Raw genomic sequence first — 15,660 nt, forward strand, 5'->3', positions numbered from 1 at the left:
CTTGCAGACTCAGGGGACGGACCAATAGTGAGGGCGCCACCAGGTCTGGTCAATCAGCGGGGCGGGATCCCCCATAAATTCGGCCAAGCCTTCCTCGCGAGCGCAGAGCGCCACCGCCCTCGCCACGGCGCGGGCCACCTCCCCCACCTGCTCGATGGGAGGCAGTAACCGACCGGTTGCCAGCGGATAGGCTCCCACCGCCCGCACCGCCGCCTGCAACATGCCATCGCTGATGCGGCGCGCCTTGACCGCGCAGGCGCCGAGGCCGATACCGGGGAAGACGTAGACGTTGTTGCACTGGGAGACCACCCGCGCCTCCCCCGCGACAACCACCGGGGCAAAAGGGCTGCCGGTGGCGAGCAGGGCACGCCCGCCCGTAGCCTGCCACACTTCGGCCGGGGTCGCCTCGGCGCTGCGGGTCGGGTTGGAGAGCGGCAGGATCACCGGTCGCTCGCACACCTCCCCCATAGCGTTGAGTACCGTGTCGGTGAAGAGGCCACCCTGGCCGCTTACCCCGACCAGCACCCCTGGCCGCAGTCGCTGAATAAGCTCTGGCAGGGATAGGCACGCCTCCTCCGGCGCCCTGGCGAAGGGCTGCTGGGAGGGGGTCAGATTGAGGCGATCCCGGCAGACCAGCCCGTCCTGATCAAACAGCTGAACCCCCTCAGGGCTACCCGCCAGCTGAGCCAACATGGCGGCGATGCCGCAGCCCGCCGAACCCGCGCCGACGATCAGCACCGGTGTCTCGGCAAGCGTGCTGCCCGCCTGCTGCAAACCTGCCAGCACGCAGGCCGAGGCGACGGCCGCCGTACCCTGGATGTCGTCGTTGAACATACAGAGCTGGTCCCGGTAGCGGGCCAAGAGGTTCGCGGCGTGCTTGCCGGCGAAGTCTTCGAACTGCAGCACCACCTGGGGCCAGCGTTTGTGAATGGCGGCCACCACCTTGTCCATGAAGCGGTAGTAGGGCTCACCGTCCACTCGAGGCGCCTGCCAGCCGAGGTAGGAATCATCCTCCAAGAGTTCCGGGTTGTTGGTGCCCACGTCCACGCACAGGGGCAGGGTGCGCGCCGGGTTGATGCCACCGGCGGCGGAGTAGAGCGCCAGCTTGCCGATGCAGATCCCCATGCCGCCGATGCCGAGATCGCCGAGCCCCAGCACCCGTTCACCGTCGGAGATGACGATGACGTCCACCTCCTGCTCCACCGCGGCGAAGATGTCGTCGAGATCGTCCCTGTCGTGCCAGGAGAGGTAGAGACCGTGGCTGCGCAGGTAGAGATCGCTGTGCCGCTGGCAGGCCTCACCCACCACGGGGGTGTAGATGATGGGCAGCAGCTCGGGCAGGTGGTGGCGCACCAGATCGTAGAACAGCACCGGGTTGTCCTCCTGCAGCTGGCGCAGCAGCAGGTGCTGATCGAAGGGGCTCTGCATGGCCGAGACCAGGCGGTAGATGCGGCGGCGCTGCTGGGAGAGTGACTCCTCCTTGTGGGGCATGCGCCCCATCAGGCCCTGTCGCTTGCGTTCGGCATAGGGCAGGCTGGTGCCCATCATGATGTCGTTCATTGTCGATTCCTTTTATGCCAGCAGCGAGATGAGCAGGGTGGCCAGGATCAACATCACGGCCCCCCCGAGACGGGAAGAGATCTGGGCGAACGGCATCAGCTTCATGCGCTGGGCCGCCGACAGCACGGCCACGTCGCCGGTGCCTCCCATGTTGGCCATGCACAGGCCGCCGGTGATGGCCGCCTCTATGGGATAGAAGCCGATCATCCGCCCCACGATGGCCGCCCCCAGGGCCCCACCGACGACGGTGACCAGCACCATGATGAAGTAGTTGACCGAGAAGGCACCGATAAGCTCGGGGATGCTGGTGTAGGCGACGCCTATGCCCACCAGCAGGGAAGGGGTGAGGTTGCTCACCACGAACTGGTACCAGTCGGCGGCCGCCTGCTCGTAGCGACGGGGCAGCACGCCGCTCACCTTGATGATGGCCACCGCCAGGATCATCAGGGCGAAGGGGTGCATGGGGATGAAGTTGCCGAGCAGGGAGCCCAGCACAAACATGCTGGAACTGATGAAGAGCCCGAGCCCCAGGCTCTCCAGGGTCGGGGCCTGGACCTTCTCGTCGGCCACGCTCTCGCCGCTCTCCTTGATCATCAGCTTGCCGTTGCCGGTCAGTGAGGGATAACGACGGCCGAGGCGGGCCAGCAGGGTGCCCACCAGGATGGCCAGGGTGTTGGCGATCACCACCGCCGGCACCATGCGTGACAGCAGATCGGCGCTGGACATCTGCAAGGGGCCCGAGAGGATCTCCACCAGCGGCACGGCGCCGGCCCCCATGCCGCCACCCATGATGGGCAGGCCGATGAGCAGCACCGCATTCTTGAAGCCGTAACCCAGCAATGAGCCGACCAGGCCGACGCTGAGCAGCGCCAGGGCCACGCCCCCCAGGATCACCGGCAGGTAACGCATGGCGGCGTTTTTCAGCAGGGCGCCGCTCATGCCAAATACAGATCCGGTCACCAGGCTGGCGATGAAGAAGTTGAGGAAGCCCCCCTCCTTCATGAAGCCGATGATCACCTGGCCCGCCTCGACCGGCAGGACCCGGTACTCAAACAGCGCGGCGCCACCGAAGATGGCGAGTATGGTGCCGCCCCCCAGGTATTCGCGGATGGGAGTGATGCGCTCGCCGAGCTCGGTCAGCAGGGTGCCGAGCACGAACATCAGCGCCAGGGCGCCGACCATGCCGAGCGGCAGGGAGCCGTTCCAGCCGGAGAAGAGGACGCAGGTGGCCAGCCCGAGGAAGATCATCATGGGCATGCCGGCGATCTGTTGGTCGCTCCAGGCGACCTTGGCTTGTGCTTGGGGGGTAGAGAGGTTTTTCATTGTTATGCTCCAGCGTGTGGTGTGGCGCTACTCTAGTGATCCCCCCCGGCGCTGTCGGTTAGCAGGCTTGCAAAGCCATATAAAAACATTGAAACCTTAAGCACCATTCAGCACCGGACACCGGCCCGGCCCCGCCGAATGCCCCTGCCCCCGTCACCGCCTCTTTCTTGCGCCTCTCGTCGCCGCAACCTTAATGTGAGCTGAATCACGCTTTACTTAGCCTGCGAAATAAATATAATGCTTAGCAGGCTAAGTATATGAGGTGTCTGCCATGAAAAAGGATCTGGAGATGTTGCGCGAGCTCTCCCTCGCCGAACAACTGGGGCGACTGCACCGGCTGTGGCGTACCGTGGCCGATATCGAGCTGGCCCCACTTGGGCTCACCCATCCGCGCTGGACGGCGCTGTGGAAACTCAGCCAGCTCGGCGGTCACCTCAGCCAGAAGACCCTGGCCGAGGCGCTGGAGATAGAGCTGCCCTCCCTGATGCGCACCCTGGGCCAGCTGGAAGAGCAGGCCCTGATCGAGCGCCACTGCTGCAGCCAGGACAAGCGCGCCCGCATCGTCACCCTGACCGAGGCCGGCAAGGCGCTGCTCGATCAGATCGAGGATCGCATCATAGGGGTGCGTCGGGAGCTGCTCGCCGGCATCAGTCAGCAGGAGCTGACGCAATTTGAAGAAATCGTGCACCGCATCAGCGCCAACGCCCTTGGCAAGATCGGCGCCCAGCATAAAGAGAGAGAATAAGATGACCCCGGATCAACAATTCAAGCGCTGGATCAAGTGGGCCATGGCATGCTTCATCCTGGTGTTCGGCTACTTCCTGCTGGCCGATCTCAAGATGCCGCTCACCCCGCAGGCCATGGCGACCCGGGTCGTCACCAAGATGGCCCCCCAGGTCAGCGGCAAGGTGGTCGAGGTCGCGGTGGCGAACAACCAGCACGTCAGGCAGGGGGATCTGCTGTTCACGCTGGATCCCGTCCCCTTTGAGCTCGCAGTCGAACAGGCTCGCCTCGCCCTGGCTCAGGCCGGGCAACAGAATCGCCAGCTGGACGCGACCCTGAGCGCCTCCCTCGCCGAATATAGCGCGCTGCAAACCTTGGGTGCCCAGAAACAGCGGGAGGCGGCGCGCATTGATGCGCTCTATCGCCGCCACATGGTGTCCGAGCAGCAGAAAGATGACGCGGACAGCGCCGCCCGCACCGCCCGGGCCAACCTGCTGGCCAGCCAGGCCCGCATGGAGCAGGCCAGGGTCAATCGTGGCCTGGCCGGTGACGACAACCTGCTGCTGCGCCAGGCGCGCAACCGCCTTGCCCAGGCCGAGCTCAACCTCACCTACAGCCAGGTCCATGCGAGCCAGGATGGCATCATCACCAACCTGCAGCTCAAGCCGGGCAGCGTGGCCAGCGCGGGGGCGCCCCTGCTGGCCCTGGTCTCGGAGCAGGTAGACGTGATCGCCGATTTTCGCGAGAAGAGCCTGCGCCATGTCAGCCCCGGCAGCCAGGCCCTGATCGCCTTCGACGGCGAGCCCGGCCGCCTCTATGCCGCCCGGGTCGCCAGCCTGGATGCCGGGGTCAGCGCCGGCCAGTTCGATGCCAACGGCCTCTTGGCCAACCCCATCGAATCGGATCGCTGGGTGCGCGATGCCCAGCGCCTGCGCCTGCATCTGGCCCTCGAGCAGCTGCCCGAGCATCTGCCGGCCGGGGCTCGCGCCACCGTCCAGCTGCTGCCGGACAACGCCCTCACCGCCTTGCTGGCACGCGGCCAAATCCGCCTGCTCAGCCTGCTGCACTACATCTACTGAGATGACGACCATGAACCTGTGGCACAGGCCCCTCACCGCCAACGAGCTGCGCCAGTGCCTGCGCATCGCCTTTGGCTGCACCCTGGGGTTCTTGCTCTGCAAGACCTTCGGCTGGAGCAACGGGGTCTTCTTCACCGTCACCCCTGTGTTGCTGCTGGGGATGATACCGGTGATGAACGGTCACGCCGCGCGCCAGCTCATCGCGTCCGCCGCGTCGTGCGGGCTGGAGGTCGGCCTGCTCGGCGGCCTGTTCGGTGGCCATCCCGGCCTGATGACCCCCATCGTCTTCCTGCTGTTCCTCTACCGTTTCGCCGCCATGTCCCGCGGCAGCCTGTTCCTGTTCGGCGCCAACGGCGTGCTGAGCCTCAGCATCATGCTGCACTTTGCCAGCTACCCCCAGACCGATCTGAACGATCTGATCTTCAGCAACCTGTGGGCCAGCGTCCTGTCGGTGCTCATCGCCTACCTGATGACGGCCCTGATCCCGGATGTGGAGGAGCGGCCCAAACCCGCCGCCTCCCCCAAGGCCCCGCACCGGATGCGGCACGAGGCGCTGCTCGGCGCCAGCATCGCTACCTTGTCGTTCCTGGTATTCCAGCTGTTCGATCTGCGCGACTCCATGTCCGCCCAGGCCACCACCCTGCTGGTGCTGTTCCCCATGCATTGGGACGGGGCGCTGAGCTACGCCCGCAAGCGCGCCATGGGCACCCTGCTGGGGGTGAGTTTCGGCATCCTGGGCCAGCTGGTGCTGTACGACTGGTCCGGTTTGCTGCTGCTGGTCACCCCCCTGCTCTGGCTCGGCGCCATGCTGTTCAGCCATGCCCACGTGAAGGAGGCCAGCGGCTCGGGGGTCGGCTTCGGCGCCCTCACCACCCTCGGCATTCTGTTTGGCCAGTACCTGACCCCGGGCAACGATCTGGTGTTCAGCGCCCTGTACCGGGTGAGCAGCATCCTGTTCGCCATCGTCGCCACCCTGCTGGCCTGTTATCTCATCCACCGTCTGCTCAACCGCTTCGAGGCGACCCGATTCGGTTATTGAACCCTTTTCCAATAGCAAAGGATCTGCTGCCTTTCGCCCCGCCACGTCTGCGGGGCGTTTTTTTGCTCGCGTGTTGCAGATCGACCCTTCTTGTCTGACGACAACGATAACGATGCTGGTAAGGGCTGGTATGGGACGTCGAAGCCAGACTTGGACTCCATTGAATGGTTTTTCTGCGGCACCGGCGATATATGACGACGCTGGCCCGAACCGTGCTACTGTGGCCCCTCACTCACCGGCCGATTGCGCTCTGCACCTGATGACAGGCTTGTCATGCAAAAGAGTCGCCAGCCAGGGCAGCCCTTGCCCACCTCTCACCCTCAACCCGACGTCGCCGGACCCGCTGTATTGACCCGATGCCATAAGGCGCATCCCTCCCTGCCGCAGCCTGTTCTCACTGTTGTTATCTGCTATCCACTCTTTTTTACTGCGACAGCGGCCATCCCGACGGGAACCAGCTTCAAGCCATCCGCCTGAGGCACTTTCTGTTTGGCGCAGCCCTGCCGCCAACACAGGACAACTGCCATGATTGCCTACCTCATTCTGGTTCATCGCTATCCCGGTCAGTTCAAGCGTCTGTTCAAGGCGATTTACCACGACAGCAACCACTACCTGATCCACGTGGACAAGCGCTCGGGCCCGGCTCTGCAGCAGGAGATAGCCCGCTTTCTGGCCGATTACCCCAACGCCGGCCTGCTACCCAGCAAGAATGCGCTCTGGGGCGGCTACAGCCTGGTGGATGTGGAGCTGCGCGGCATTGCGGCGCTGCTGGAGCAAAAAAAGGAGTGGGAGTTCTTCATCAATCTGAGCGCCCAGGACTTCCCGCTGCGCTCCCAGCGCGACATTCACGACTTCCTGCGCGCTCACAAGGGCAAGGATTTTCTCAAAGTCGCGGATCAGCGTCAGCACAGACCGGACACCCTGCACCGCATCGATCACTATGTGACCGAAACCGCGACGGAGCTGGTGTGTGAACCGGTGAAGACCCGCCCCTACCTGGCAGGCGTGACCCCCTACATTGGCAACCAGTGGATGATCCTGAGCCGGGCCTTCTGTGAATTCGTCAGCCACAGCCCCGAGGTCGATCGTTTCAAGGATTTCTACCGCCACACCCTGATCGCCGACGAGGGCTTCTTCCAGACGGTGATCATGAACACCAGCTATCAGGGGCAGATAGTCAACGATGACAAGCGTGCCATCGACTGGATCCCCATGGGTGACATCAAGCTGCGCCCGCGCGATTACACGGTGCAGGATGCCGACGCCCTGCAGCAAAGCGAGCACCTGTTCGCCCGCAAGTTTGATGAGACCATCGACAGCGACATCCTGGATATCCTGGAGCGCGCCATGAGATGCCCCTTCGACACACCTGTCATCCGACAGGCTGCGTTGGTCTGATGATGTGATTCATCCGGACACTTATCGACGCAATCCACCCCCGGGAAGATTGCGACTTGGGAACAAGCTGGTAGGCTCAAGCCCGGATGACACCGATGGAGAACCCAAGATGAAACACGCCAATATTCTGTTGCTGGGCATCACGGCTCTGACCCTGCTGAGCGGCTGCGAACGCGGGGCCACCACCTTGAGCGTGACCGGCGGCGACCCCATCACCTACCTCTGTGAGCAGAACAATAAGGTACAGGTGCGCTACTTCGCTCTCTCGGACGACAGCCTGAACTTCATCAAACTGTCCCTGCCCGATGGCAAGGACTACACCCTGCCGCAAGCGGTCTCAGCGTCCGGCGCCCGCTATACCGACGATCACGAGGTGGTCTGGTGGAACAAGGGGAAGGAGGGCTTCGTGGAGATGCGCGACAAGGATGGCGAGTGGCAGAGCCTCTATAACGACTGCAAAGAGCAGTGATCGGCAGCCAGCGGCGCTGCACTTCCCCTAAACGACACACCCCGGCCAGGCCGGGGTGTTTGTTATTGAAAGGCCGGCCTTCTTGCGCACCTGATGGCTCAGGCACGCTTGTCGGTGACTACCAGCCAGAGCGCATGGACCATGCCGGGCAGACCGCCGAGCAGGGTCAGCACTATGTTGATAAAGAAATGGAGGCTCAACCCCACCTGGATAAAAGCACACACGGGGGGCAGGAAGATGGCCAGCAGGATCTTGAGCAGATTGTTCATCTCATGGTTCCTCATGAAAGATGTCGCGTGATTCGGATGGGCTAACCATAAACAGCCTTGCCTGCAACTGCAAACCCGACAGGGATCCTTTCCCTCGTTTCTCGCCTGGCATTGAGCCAGGGTTCAGCTGGCTGCGGTCAGCGCACCCGCACTGGAGCCACACAAGGGATCCGTTCTCCCGTTCCCTCTCGCCAGACATCGAAATAGGGGTCAGATAATCCCAGTCAGCGCACCAGCGTCACGCAGGGGATCCGTTCTTCCATACTCTCACGCCAGGCGTTGAGATCGTGGATCTGCTGGTTGCTGCTGCCACGCCAGAGCAGGCCGGGATCCGCCAGCCCCCGCACGAACTTGCCGTCGACCAGCACATCCAGCAGGGCCACCAGCTCACGCTGGGCTGCCGACAGCTCGCCGAGCAGATAGCCGGTCCAGCACCAGATGTCCTTGCCCGGGCACTCGGCCCGCACCCGTTTCACCAGCATCAGCACATGGGGGACGTTGGCAGGGTGGAGCGGATCGCCGCCGGAGAGCGACAGGCCACGGCGCTTGATGCGGCTGTCGTTGAGATCGTTGATGATGCGATCGCTCATGACCTGGTCGAACGGCTTGCCCCCATCGAGCCGCCAGGTGGCCTGGTTGTAGCAACCGGGGCACTGATGCTCGCAGCCCGACACGAACAGGGTGGCACGAGTGCCTGGCCCGTTGATGACATCGACCGGGTAGTACTGGTGGTAGTGCATCTTTTCTCCTCAACCCGTCACGGACATCACGCCCGCCAATAAAAATGGCTCCTCAGCAGGAGCCATCTCACCGCCAGCAACCGGCCTTACATGTGCTTGACGCGGCGCTTGACCTCTTCCTGCTTGCCCGCGTTAAAGGGGCGCGCATCCGGGCTGCCGAGGTAGCCGCACACCCGGCGGGTCACCGACACCTTGGCGGGATCGTGATTGCCGCAACGGGGGCAGGTGAAGCCCTTGGAGGTGCACTCGAACTCGCCGGTGAAGCCGCAGTCGTAGCACTCGTCGATGGGGGTGTTGGTGCCGTAGTAGGGCACCTTGTCATAGCTGTAGTCCCAGACGTTCTCCAACGCCTCCAGGTTGTGCTGGATGTTGGGGTACTCGCCGTAACAGATGAAGCCGCCGCTGGCGATGGGCGGATAGGGTGCCTCGAAGTCCAGCTTGTCATAAGGATTCACCTGCTTCTCCACATCGAGGTGGAAGCTGTTGGTGTAGTAACCCTTGTCGGTCACCCCGGGCACCACGCCGAACTCCTTGGCGTCGATGCGGCAGAAGCGGGTGCAGAGATTCTCGCTCGGGGTGGAGTAGAGGCTGAAACCGTAGCCGGTCTCCTCCTTCCACTCGTCGGTCGCCGCCTTGAGCCGCGCTATGATGGCGATGGCCTTCTGGCGCAGCGCCTCGCTGTCAAACAGATGGGTGTCGGTGCCGAACAGCGCATTGATGGTCTCGTGCACCCCGATATAGCCGAGCGAGATGGAGGCGCGGCCATGTTTGAAGATCTCGCTGACGTTGTCGTCGGCCTTGAGCCGCACGCCACAGGCGCCCTCCATGTAGAGGATGGGGGCGACCCGCGCCTTGACGCCGTCGAGCCGCTCGATGCGATACATGAGCGCCGTCTTGGCGACCGCCAGCGCTGCATCCAGCTTGTCCCAGAAATCCGCCTCGTCACGGGATTTCAGGGCGATGCGCGGCAGGTTGAGGCTCACCACCCCTATGTTGTTGCGTCCTTCATGGATCAGCTCGCCATTCTCCTCATAAGCGCCGAGGAAGGAGCGGCAGCCCATGGGGGTCTTGAAGGAGCCGGTCACCTTCACTACCTGGTCATGGTTGAGGATGTCCGGGTACATGCGCTTGGAGGCACACTCCAGCGCCAGCCGCTTGATGTCGTAGTTGGGATCCCCCGGCTTGTGGTTGAGGCCATCCTTGATGGCGAACACCAGCTTCGGGAACACCGCCGTTTTCCTGTTCTTGCCAAGGCCCGCGATGCGGTTGCCGAGGATGGCACGCTGGATGAGGCGGGACTCCCAGCTGTCGCCGAGGCCAAAGCCGAAGGTGACGAAGGGGGTCTGGCCGTTGGCGGTGTGCAGGGTGTTCACCTCGTATTCCAACGACTGGAAGGCGTCGTGGCACTCCTTCTCGGTGCGGGCCATGGCATAGGCGTCCACGTCCGCTATGCCCCACTCCTCGGCCACTTCTCTGTGCTTCTGCCAGCTGATGGTCACATAGGGCGCCAGCACCTCGTCGATGCGGTTGATGGTGGTGCCGCCATAGATGTGGCTCGCCACCTGGGCGATGATCTGGGCAGTCACCGCGGTGGCGGTGCTGATGGATTTCGGGGTGTCGATCTCCGCATTGCCCATCTTGAAGCCATGGGTCAGCATGCCCTGCAGGTCGATCAGCATGCAGTTGAACATGGGGAAGAAGGGGGAGTAGTCGAGATCGTGGAAATGCAGATCGCCGCTCTCGTGGGCCTGCACCACGTCACGGGGCAGCATGTGGCTGATGGCGTAGTGCTTGGCGACGATGCCGGCCAGCAGATCGCGCTGGGTCGGTATCACCTTGGAATCCTTGTTGGCGTTCTCGTTGAGCAGGGCCGCATTGGTCTGCTCCACCAGGCCACGGATCTCCTGGGCCAGGCGGCCACGGGCCTCGCGGGCCTGATCCCGGTCGTGACGGTATTCGATATAGGCACGGGCAATGGCCTTGTCGTCGGACGCCATCAGATGGTTCTCGACCCGGTTCTGGATCTCGTGGATGTCCACCTCACCGCGCCCTTCCAGCTCCTGACTGACGGCGGTGGCAACCCGCTCACCCAGCGCCGGATTGGCCTGGCCGACCGCCTCTGCCGCTCGGCCCACCGCCTCGGCAATCAGCTGGGCATCGAATGGTGCGCGACATCCATCACGTTTGATCACAACCGGTTTCATGCGTTTTCCCCGTTTTAAAGGCCAGGCTATCGCCCTCGGCTTACCCTTGTTGGGTCCCCTCCTCCACGCCCGGTCCCCGGCGCAAATAAATTCAGCCGAGACTTGACAAGCCTGGGCTGACGATGAGAAGGAAACAGCTTATACACAGCTTAACAACACAATATATGGGTGTTTTTTTTGAATGCAACCCTATATGTGGTGTCTATTAGGCACCAAAGCGATACCGCATTTCTTGATCCAGAACAGGTTTTGAGAGGAGTGGAACAGTTCACGACCAGTCAAAAAAACGCCCCTTCGAGGCGATCCCAGACGGGGTGCGGGCTGGCGTCCGATCGGGCTGCCGACGTCACCGCGTTGTCATCCGACAACAATTGACCAAGGCAGGTTTGGCACAAAACACACATAATGGGGGCAGTCTTCCGCCAACGGAGAATGAATGTGACCAAGCTGTGGCTACTGCTAGTACTTCTGCTGCCTTTCCCGCTCCAGGCCGCCCAGATCCTGGTGATCAGCAGCTACCATCCCGCCAATCTGTGGGATCAGAGCTATAGCGCCAGCCTGAAGGAGCATCTCAAGGGGGACCATCAGCTCAGTTACTTTTACATGGACACCAAGCGCCAGCCCCGTCAGGAGCTGGCCCAGATCGCCGAGCGGGCGATGAACGCCTACCGGCAGCTCAAACCGGATCTGGTGGTGCTCGGCGACGACAATGCCATCAATGCCCTCGCCCGCAGGATCGCGGCCCAGGGCACCCCTGTGGTGTTCCTCGGCATGAACGAGAACCCCCGCCACAAGGGGCTGGTCGGTCACCCCAACATCACCGGCGTGCTGGAGCGACCGCTGCTCAAACGCAACATCAGCGAGATGAGCCAGCTGATGGGGGGGCTCGACAAGGCGCTTGTCCTGTTCGATAAAAGCGAGGTCTCGCGCACCGCCATCGAAGATGAATTCAACGGCAGCACGGATCAACGGGTTGGTCATACCCTGGTCAGCAACCAGCAAATCGACGACTACAAACGCTGGCAAGAGATAGTGCTCACCAGCAGGGAGCGCGGCTACGGGGCGCTCTTCATCGGCCTCTACCACACCCTGGTGGACGAGCAGGGGGCCCATGTGAGCGAGCAGCAGGTGATCGAATGGACCAACCAGCACAGCCCGGTCCCGCTGTTCTCCTTCTGGGAGTTCTCGGTCGGCAAGGGCAGGGCCATTGGCGGCCTGGTGCTCAACGGCCACGCGCAGGGGGAAAAGGCGGCGGAGCTGGTCAATACCATACTGGCGGGCACCACCCCCGGCGCCCTGTCACCGCGCGCCGCCCTGCGCGGTGAGTACGTGTTCAGCCGGGACGAGCTGGCACGCTGGCGGCTCGAGGTGCCGCCGAAGTGGCAGACGAAGATCCAATGGCACAACTGATCCCTGAAAATGACAAACCCGGCCATGAGCCGGGTTTGTTTTTGGCGCTATCCACAACCCATCAGGGCTGGATCGCCGCCTGTAACTCCTCTTCGGTCCAGATGGTGATGCCCAGCTCCTGGGCCTTGGCCAGCTTGGAGCCGGCCGCCTCACCGGCCACCAGCACATCTGTCTTGGCGGAGACCGAGCCCGCCACCTTGGCACCGAGCGCCTGCAGCGCCGCCTTGGCATCGCCCCGCGAGAGCTGGGTGAGCGTGCCGGTCAACACGAAGGTCTTGCCGGCGAACGGCTGTTCGGCGGCAGCCTTCTTCTCGATGGCGGGCCAGTGGATACCGGCGGCCAGCAAGGCCTCCAGCACCTCGACGTTGTGGGGCTGGCGCAGGAAGTAGTAGACGTGCTTGGCCACCACCTCTCCCACGTCTGCCACCGCCAGCAGTTGCTCGACAGTGGCGGCGCGCAGGGCATCCAGGGTCAGGAAGTGGTTGGCGAGGTTGAGCGCGGTCGCCTCCCCCACTTCGCGAATGCCGAGTGCAAACAGGAAGCGCGGCAAGGTGGTGCTGCGCGCCGCATCGATGGCGGCCACCAGATTGAGCGCGGACTTTGGCCCCATCCGCTCGAGCCCCGCCAGCTGGATAGCGGTTAAGCGGAACAGATCTGCCGGCGTCTTCACCAGCCCCTTGTCCACCAGCTGCTCCACTATCTTGTCGCCGAGACCGTCCACGTCCATGGCGCGGCGGGCGGCGAAGTGCTTGATCGCTTCCTTGCGCTGGGCCTCGCAGAACAGGCCGCCGGAGCAGCGGGTCACCACTTCCCCCTCCAGCCGCTCCAGGGCGGAGCCGCACACCGGACACTGGCTGGGGAACAGGATCTCGCGGGCGTCGGCCGGGCGCTTGGCCTCCACCACGGCGACGATCTGCGGGATCACGTCCCCCGCCCGGCGCACGATCACGGTATCGCCGATCATGACCCCGAGGCGTTCAATTTCATCGGCGTTGTGCATAGTGGCGTTGGAGACGGTGACACCACCGACGAACACGGGTTTGAGCTTGGCCACCGGGGTCACGGCACCGGTGCGGCCAACCTGAAACTCGACGTTTTCCAGCAGGGTCATCTCTTCTTCTGCCGGGAACTTGTGGGCGGTGGCCCAGCGCGGGGCCCGCGCCACGAAGCCGAGCTCCAGCTGCAGCGCTATGTCGTCCACCTTGTAGACCACGCCGTCGATCTCGTAGGGCAGCGCGGCGCGGCGCGCCAGGATGTCGTCATGGAACGCCTGACAGCCGGCGGCGCCCTCCTTGAGTTTCACCTCGGGGCTGAGCGGCAGTCCCCACTCCTTGAGTTTCTTCAGACGGCCGAAGTGGGAATTCCCCAACTCATCACCGCCGATCCCGACCCCATAGGCGTAGAAGCTCAGGGGGCGGCTGGCGGTGATGCGGGAATCGAGCTGGCGCAGGCTGCCTGCCGCGGCGTTGCGCGGGTTGACGAACACCTTCTCGCCGGCGGCCAGGGCTTTTGCATTCATCGCCTCGAAGCCGGCCTTGGGCATGAAGACCTCCCCCCTCACCTCCAAGCGAGCGGGCCAGCCGGTGCCCCGCAGGGCGAGCGGGATAGCCTTGATGGTGCGCACGTTCTCGGTGATCTCCTCACCGCTGGCGCCATCCCCCCGGGTGGCGGCCTGCACCAGCTGGCCATCCACATAGAGCAGGCTGACGGCCAGACCGTCGAGCTTGGGCTCGCAGCAGAACAGGAAGCTGATCTCGCGCTTGAGGCGATCGCCCATGCGCTGTTCGAACGCCAGCAGCTCCTCGGTGCTGAACACGTTGTCCAGGCTCAACATGGGGATCTCGTGGCGAACCTGCTTGAAGGCCGAGAGCGGCTGGCCGCCGACCCGCACGCTGGGGGAGGTCGGAGTCTTCAGCTCGGGGTGCTCGGCTTCCAGCGCGATCAACTCGCGCATCAGGCGATCGTATTCGGCGTCCGGTACTGTGGGATTGTCCAGCACATAGTACTGATGGCCGTAGTCAGTAAGCAGTTCACTGAGCTGGCCATGGCGGAGCTCAGGATGAGCCAATTCAAGGGCAAGCCGCTCCCCCTTCAATCGGTCATATTCGGCATCCGATACTGTCGGTTTTTTCAGTACATGGTACTGATGGCCGTAGTCAGTCAGTAGTTCACACAGTTGACGGTGGCGGGAGAGGATGTCGCTCATGGAGAAGTCTCGGACTGTGATTGAAATAAGAAGGTAGCCATACAAACAAAAATGCGGCACCTGGGTACCGCATTTTTACTCTCATCGACCCGCAGGACGCCTTAGTCGCGGCTCGCCTCGTAGGCCGCCAGCTCGTGACGGCAACGGGCGATGTCGTCGTCGCTCAGGGGGCTGCGGCTGGCATCGGTCAGCATGGCGTCGAGATCGCTCGCCAGCTGGTCCGCCGCCTGCAGCATGTGCTCGAAGGCGAAGGCCGCGTTGCTGCGCAGGGGCAGTTGCATGAACAGGGAGACACCCGGGGTGCTGAACTGCTCCATGCGGTAAGGGTTGAAGGTACCCGGCTTGACCATGTTGATCATGGAGAAGAGCACTTCACCCTTGCCACCCAGATCCTCGTGACGGTGGAAGATATCCATCTCGCCAAACTTGAAGCCAAGCGCCAGCAGGGAAGAGAGCAGGGTCGCGCCTTGCAGATCGTGACCTGGGCGTGCCATCAGGTTGATGACATAGACATCCTGCCAGATCTTCTCGACCGGCGGCTGTTCAAAGCGGGGCTCGGCCACGACGGGGGCATCATAGGCCGGCTCGTCGTCGTAGGCTGGCTCTTCATAAGCGGGAACCGGCGCCGCCTGACGGGGCTGCTGTACGGGGGCAGATTCGCGTGCGCCGAAGGTTGGCGCCTGGGCGTAGGCTGGCTCCACCAGCGGCTCTTCATCGAGCGGCTGCATCATGGGTTCGCGCTGGGGACGGGAGCGATGCACCGGGGTACGGCGGATCACCTGGGCAGGCTTGCGTACCGGTGCGGCAGGCACTTCTTCCAGGGGGTCGGCCGTCGGCGCGTCATACTCCTCCTCGTCTTCTTCATAGACGGGGGGCGGCGCTACCGGGCGGGCAGCAGGCTTGCGAACCACGGGCGGCGGCAGCTCGTCGACCTCATCGTCTTCGTCATCGAAGGCGGGAACGGCGGCACGACGGCTGACGTCAGGCTGACGAGCCTCTTCGTTGTGCAGCTTGGGCTCGGCACGACGCCCCCCGCTGACCACACGTACCTGACCGACGCCATCCTTGTCGAAGGAATCGTTGTCGCGTTCCCGTGACTTGGATTCCATCCGGCCCATTGGTTTCTCTTTGATCGGTGCCTGACGGTTTTTTCTGTTGCTCCACAACCCGTGAATGAGCAATGCCGCGATGGCAATTCCGCCCAGGGCAACCAAGATGTAACGCAATTCCTGCATTAGCT

The 15,660-nt window shown here is 63.4% G+C and carries 13 protein-coding genes; 6 read left to right on the plus strand and 7 right to left on the minus strand.

Annotated features, from left to right (window positions below; translation table 11 throughout):
* Positions 1 to 9: 9 nt before the first annotated feature.
* Positions 10 to 1,560, minus strand: a complete 1,551-nt coding sequence (maeA, locus tag LG30_RS0100215; protein ID WP_033128697.1) for an oxaloacetate-decarboxylating malate dehydrogenase — start codon at positions 1,558 to 1,560, stop codon at positions 10 to 12.
* Positions 1,561 to 1,572: 12 nt separating this feature from the next.
* Positions 1,573 to 2,883: a 2-hydroxycarboxylate transporter family protein gene (locus LG30_RS0100220; RefSeq protein WP_033128698.1), complete on the minus strand. Its 1,311-nt coding sequence runs from the start codon at positions 2,881 to 2,883 to the stop codon at positions 1,573 to 1,575.
* A gap of 271 nt (positions 2,884 to 3,154) precedes the next feature.
* Here LG30_RS0100220 and slyA point away from each other — a divergent pair, with 271 nt between their 5' ends.
* From slyA to LG30_RS0100245, 5 genes are all read left to right on the plus strand, one after another.
* Positions 3,155 to 3,628: a transcriptional regulator SlyA gene (slyA, locus tag LG30_RS0100225; RefSeq protein WP_033128699.1), complete on the plus strand. Its 474-nt coding sequence runs from the start codon at positions 3,155 to 3,157 to the stop codon at positions 3,626 to 3,628.
* Between the two features lies 1 nt (position 3,629).
* Positions 3,630 to 4,685, plus strand: coding sequence for an HlyD family secretion protein (locus LG30_RS0100230; protein ID WP_033128700.1), 1,056 nt, complete (start codon positions 3,630 to 3,632; stop codon positions 4,683 to 4,685).
* A gap of 10 nt (positions 4,686 to 4,695) precedes the next feature.
* A complete protein-coding gene (locus LG30_RS0100235) occupies positions 4,696 to 5,724 on the plus strand; it encodes a DUF2955 domain-containing protein (RefSeq protein WP_033128701.1) in 1,029 nt (342 codons plus the stop codon).
* 525 nt (positions 5,725 to 6,249) lie between these two features.
* Positions 6,250 to 7,122, plus strand: a complete 873-nt coding sequence (locus LG30_RS0100240; RefSeq protein ID WP_033128702.1) for a beta-1,6-N-acetylglucosaminyltransferase — start codon at positions 6,250 to 6,252, stop codon at positions 7,120 to 7,122.
* A gap of 109 nt (positions 7,123 to 7,231) precedes the next feature.
* Entirely contained in the window at positions 7,232 to 7,591 is a 360-nt protein-coding gene (locus LG30_RS0100245; protein WP_033128703.1) for an MliC family protein, read from the plus strand.
* Between the two features lie 98 nt (positions 7,592 to 7,689).
* Here the strand turns inward: LG30_RS0100245 and LG30_RS21225 are convergent, their stop codons facing one another.
* The 3 genes from LG30_RS21225 to nrdD form a co-directional block, all read right to left on the minus strand.
* Positions 7,690 to 7,860, minus strand: coding sequence for a YqaE/Pmp3 family membrane protein (locus LG30_RS21225; protein ID WP_033128704.1), 171 nt, complete (start codon positions 7,858 to 7,860; stop codon positions 7,690 to 7,692).
* 224 nt (positions 7,861 to 8,084) lie between these two features.
* Positions 8,085 to 8,600 (minus strand): anaerobic ribonucleoside-triphosphate reductase-activating protein, encoded by a 516-nt coding sequence (gene nrdG, locus LG30_RS0100255; RefSeq protein ID WP_033128705.1) that lies wholly within the window; start codon positions 8,598 to 8,600, stop codon positions 8,085 to 8,087.
* Positions 8,601 to 8,686: 86 nt separating this feature from the next.
* Positions 8,687 to 10,804, minus strand: coding sequence for an anaerobic ribonucleoside-triphosphate reductase (gene nrdD, locus LG30_RS0100260; RefSeq protein ID WP_033128706.1), 2,118 nt, complete (start codon positions 10,802 to 10,804; stop codon positions 8,687 to 8,689).
* Positions 10,805 to 11,236: 432 nt separating this feature from the next.
* Here nrdD and LG30_RS0100265 point away from each other — a divergent pair, with 432 nt between their 5' ends.
* Positions 11,237 to 12,214: an ABC transporter substrate-binding protein gene (locus LG30_RS0100265; protein WP_033128707.1), complete on the plus strand. Its 978-nt coding sequence runs from the start codon at positions 11,237 to 11,239 to the stop codon at positions 12,212 to 12,214.
* A gap of 61 nt (positions 12,215 to 12,275) precedes the next feature.
* Here LG30_RS0100265 and ligA read toward each other — a convergent pair whose 3' ends face one another.
* Positions 12,276 to 14,420, minus strand: coding sequence for an NAD-dependent DNA ligase LigA (gene ligA / locus LG30_RS0100270; RefSeq protein WP_081965919.1), 2,145 nt, complete (start codon positions 14,418 to 14,420; stop codon positions 12,276 to 12,278).
* 101 nt (positions 14,421 to 14,521) lie between these two features.
* A complete protein-coding gene (zipA, locus tag LG30_RS0100275) occupies positions 14,522 to 15,655 on the minus strand; it encodes a cell division protein ZipA (protein ID WP_033128709.1) in 1,134 nt (377 codons plus the stop codon).
* Positions 15,656 to 15,660 lie beyond the last annotated feature (5 nt).

Origin of the sequence: Aeromonas aquatica (assembly GCF_000764655.1) — a bacterium.
Classification (GTDB): Bacteria; Pseudomonadota; Gammaproteobacteria; order Enterobacterales; family Aeromonadaceae; genus Aeromonas; species Aeromonas aquatica.

Excerpts from the sequence above, each read along its gene's own strand:
- nrdG (WP_033128705.1), bottom strand. The coding sequence starts at position 8,600 with ATGCACTACCACCAGTACTACCCGGTCGATGTCATCAACGGGCCAGGC.
- LG30_RS0100220 (WP_033128698.1), bottom strand. The coding sequence starts at position 2,883 with ATGAAAAACCTCTCTACCCCCCAAGCACAAGCCAAGGTCGCCTGGAGC.
- zipA (WP_033128709.1), bottom strand. The coding sequence starts at position 15,655 with ATGCAGGAATTGCGTTACATCTTGGTTGCCCTGGGCGGAATTGCCATC.
- LG30_RS0100240 (WP_033128702.1), top strand. The coding sequence starts at position 6,250 with ATGATTGCCTACCTCATTCTGGTTCATCGCTATCCCGGTCAGTTCAAG.
- LG30_RS0100230 (WP_033128700.1), top strand. The coding sequence starts at position 3,630 with ATGACCCCGGATCAACAATTCAAGCGCTGGATCAAGTGGGCCATGGCA.
- LG30_RS21225 (WP_033128704.1), bottom strand. The coding sequence starts at position 7,860 with ATGAACAATCTGCTCAAGATCCTGCTGGCCATCTTCCTGCCCCCCGTG.
- ligA (WP_081965919.1), bottom strand. The coding sequence starts at position 14,420 with ATGAGCGACATCCTCTCCCGCCACCGTCAACTGTGTGAACTACTGACT.
- LG30_RS0100245 (WP_033128703.1), top strand. The coding sequence starts at position 7,232 with ATGAAACACGCCAATATTCTGTTGCTGGGCATCACGGCTCTGACCCTG.
- slyA (WP_033128699.1), top strand. The coding sequence starts at position 3,155 with ATGAAAAAGGATCTGGAGATGTTGCGCGAGCTCTCCCTCGCCGAACAA.
- maeA (WP_033128697.1), bottom strand. The coding sequence starts at position 1,560 with ATGAACGACATCATGATGGGCACCAGCCTGCCCTATGCCGAACGCAAG.
- LG30_RS0100235 (WP_033128701.1), top strand. The coding sequence starts at position 4,696 with ATGAACCTGTGGCACAGGCCCCTCACCGCCAACGAGCTGCGCCAGTGC.
- nrdD (WP_033128706.1), bottom strand. The coding sequence starts at position 10,804 with ATGAAACCGGTTGTGATCAAACGTGATGGATGTCGCGCACCATTCGAT.
- LG30_RS0100265 (WP_033128707.1), top strand. The coding sequence starts at position 11,237 with ATGAATGTGACCAAGCTGTGGCTACTGCTAGTACTTCTGCTGCCTTTC.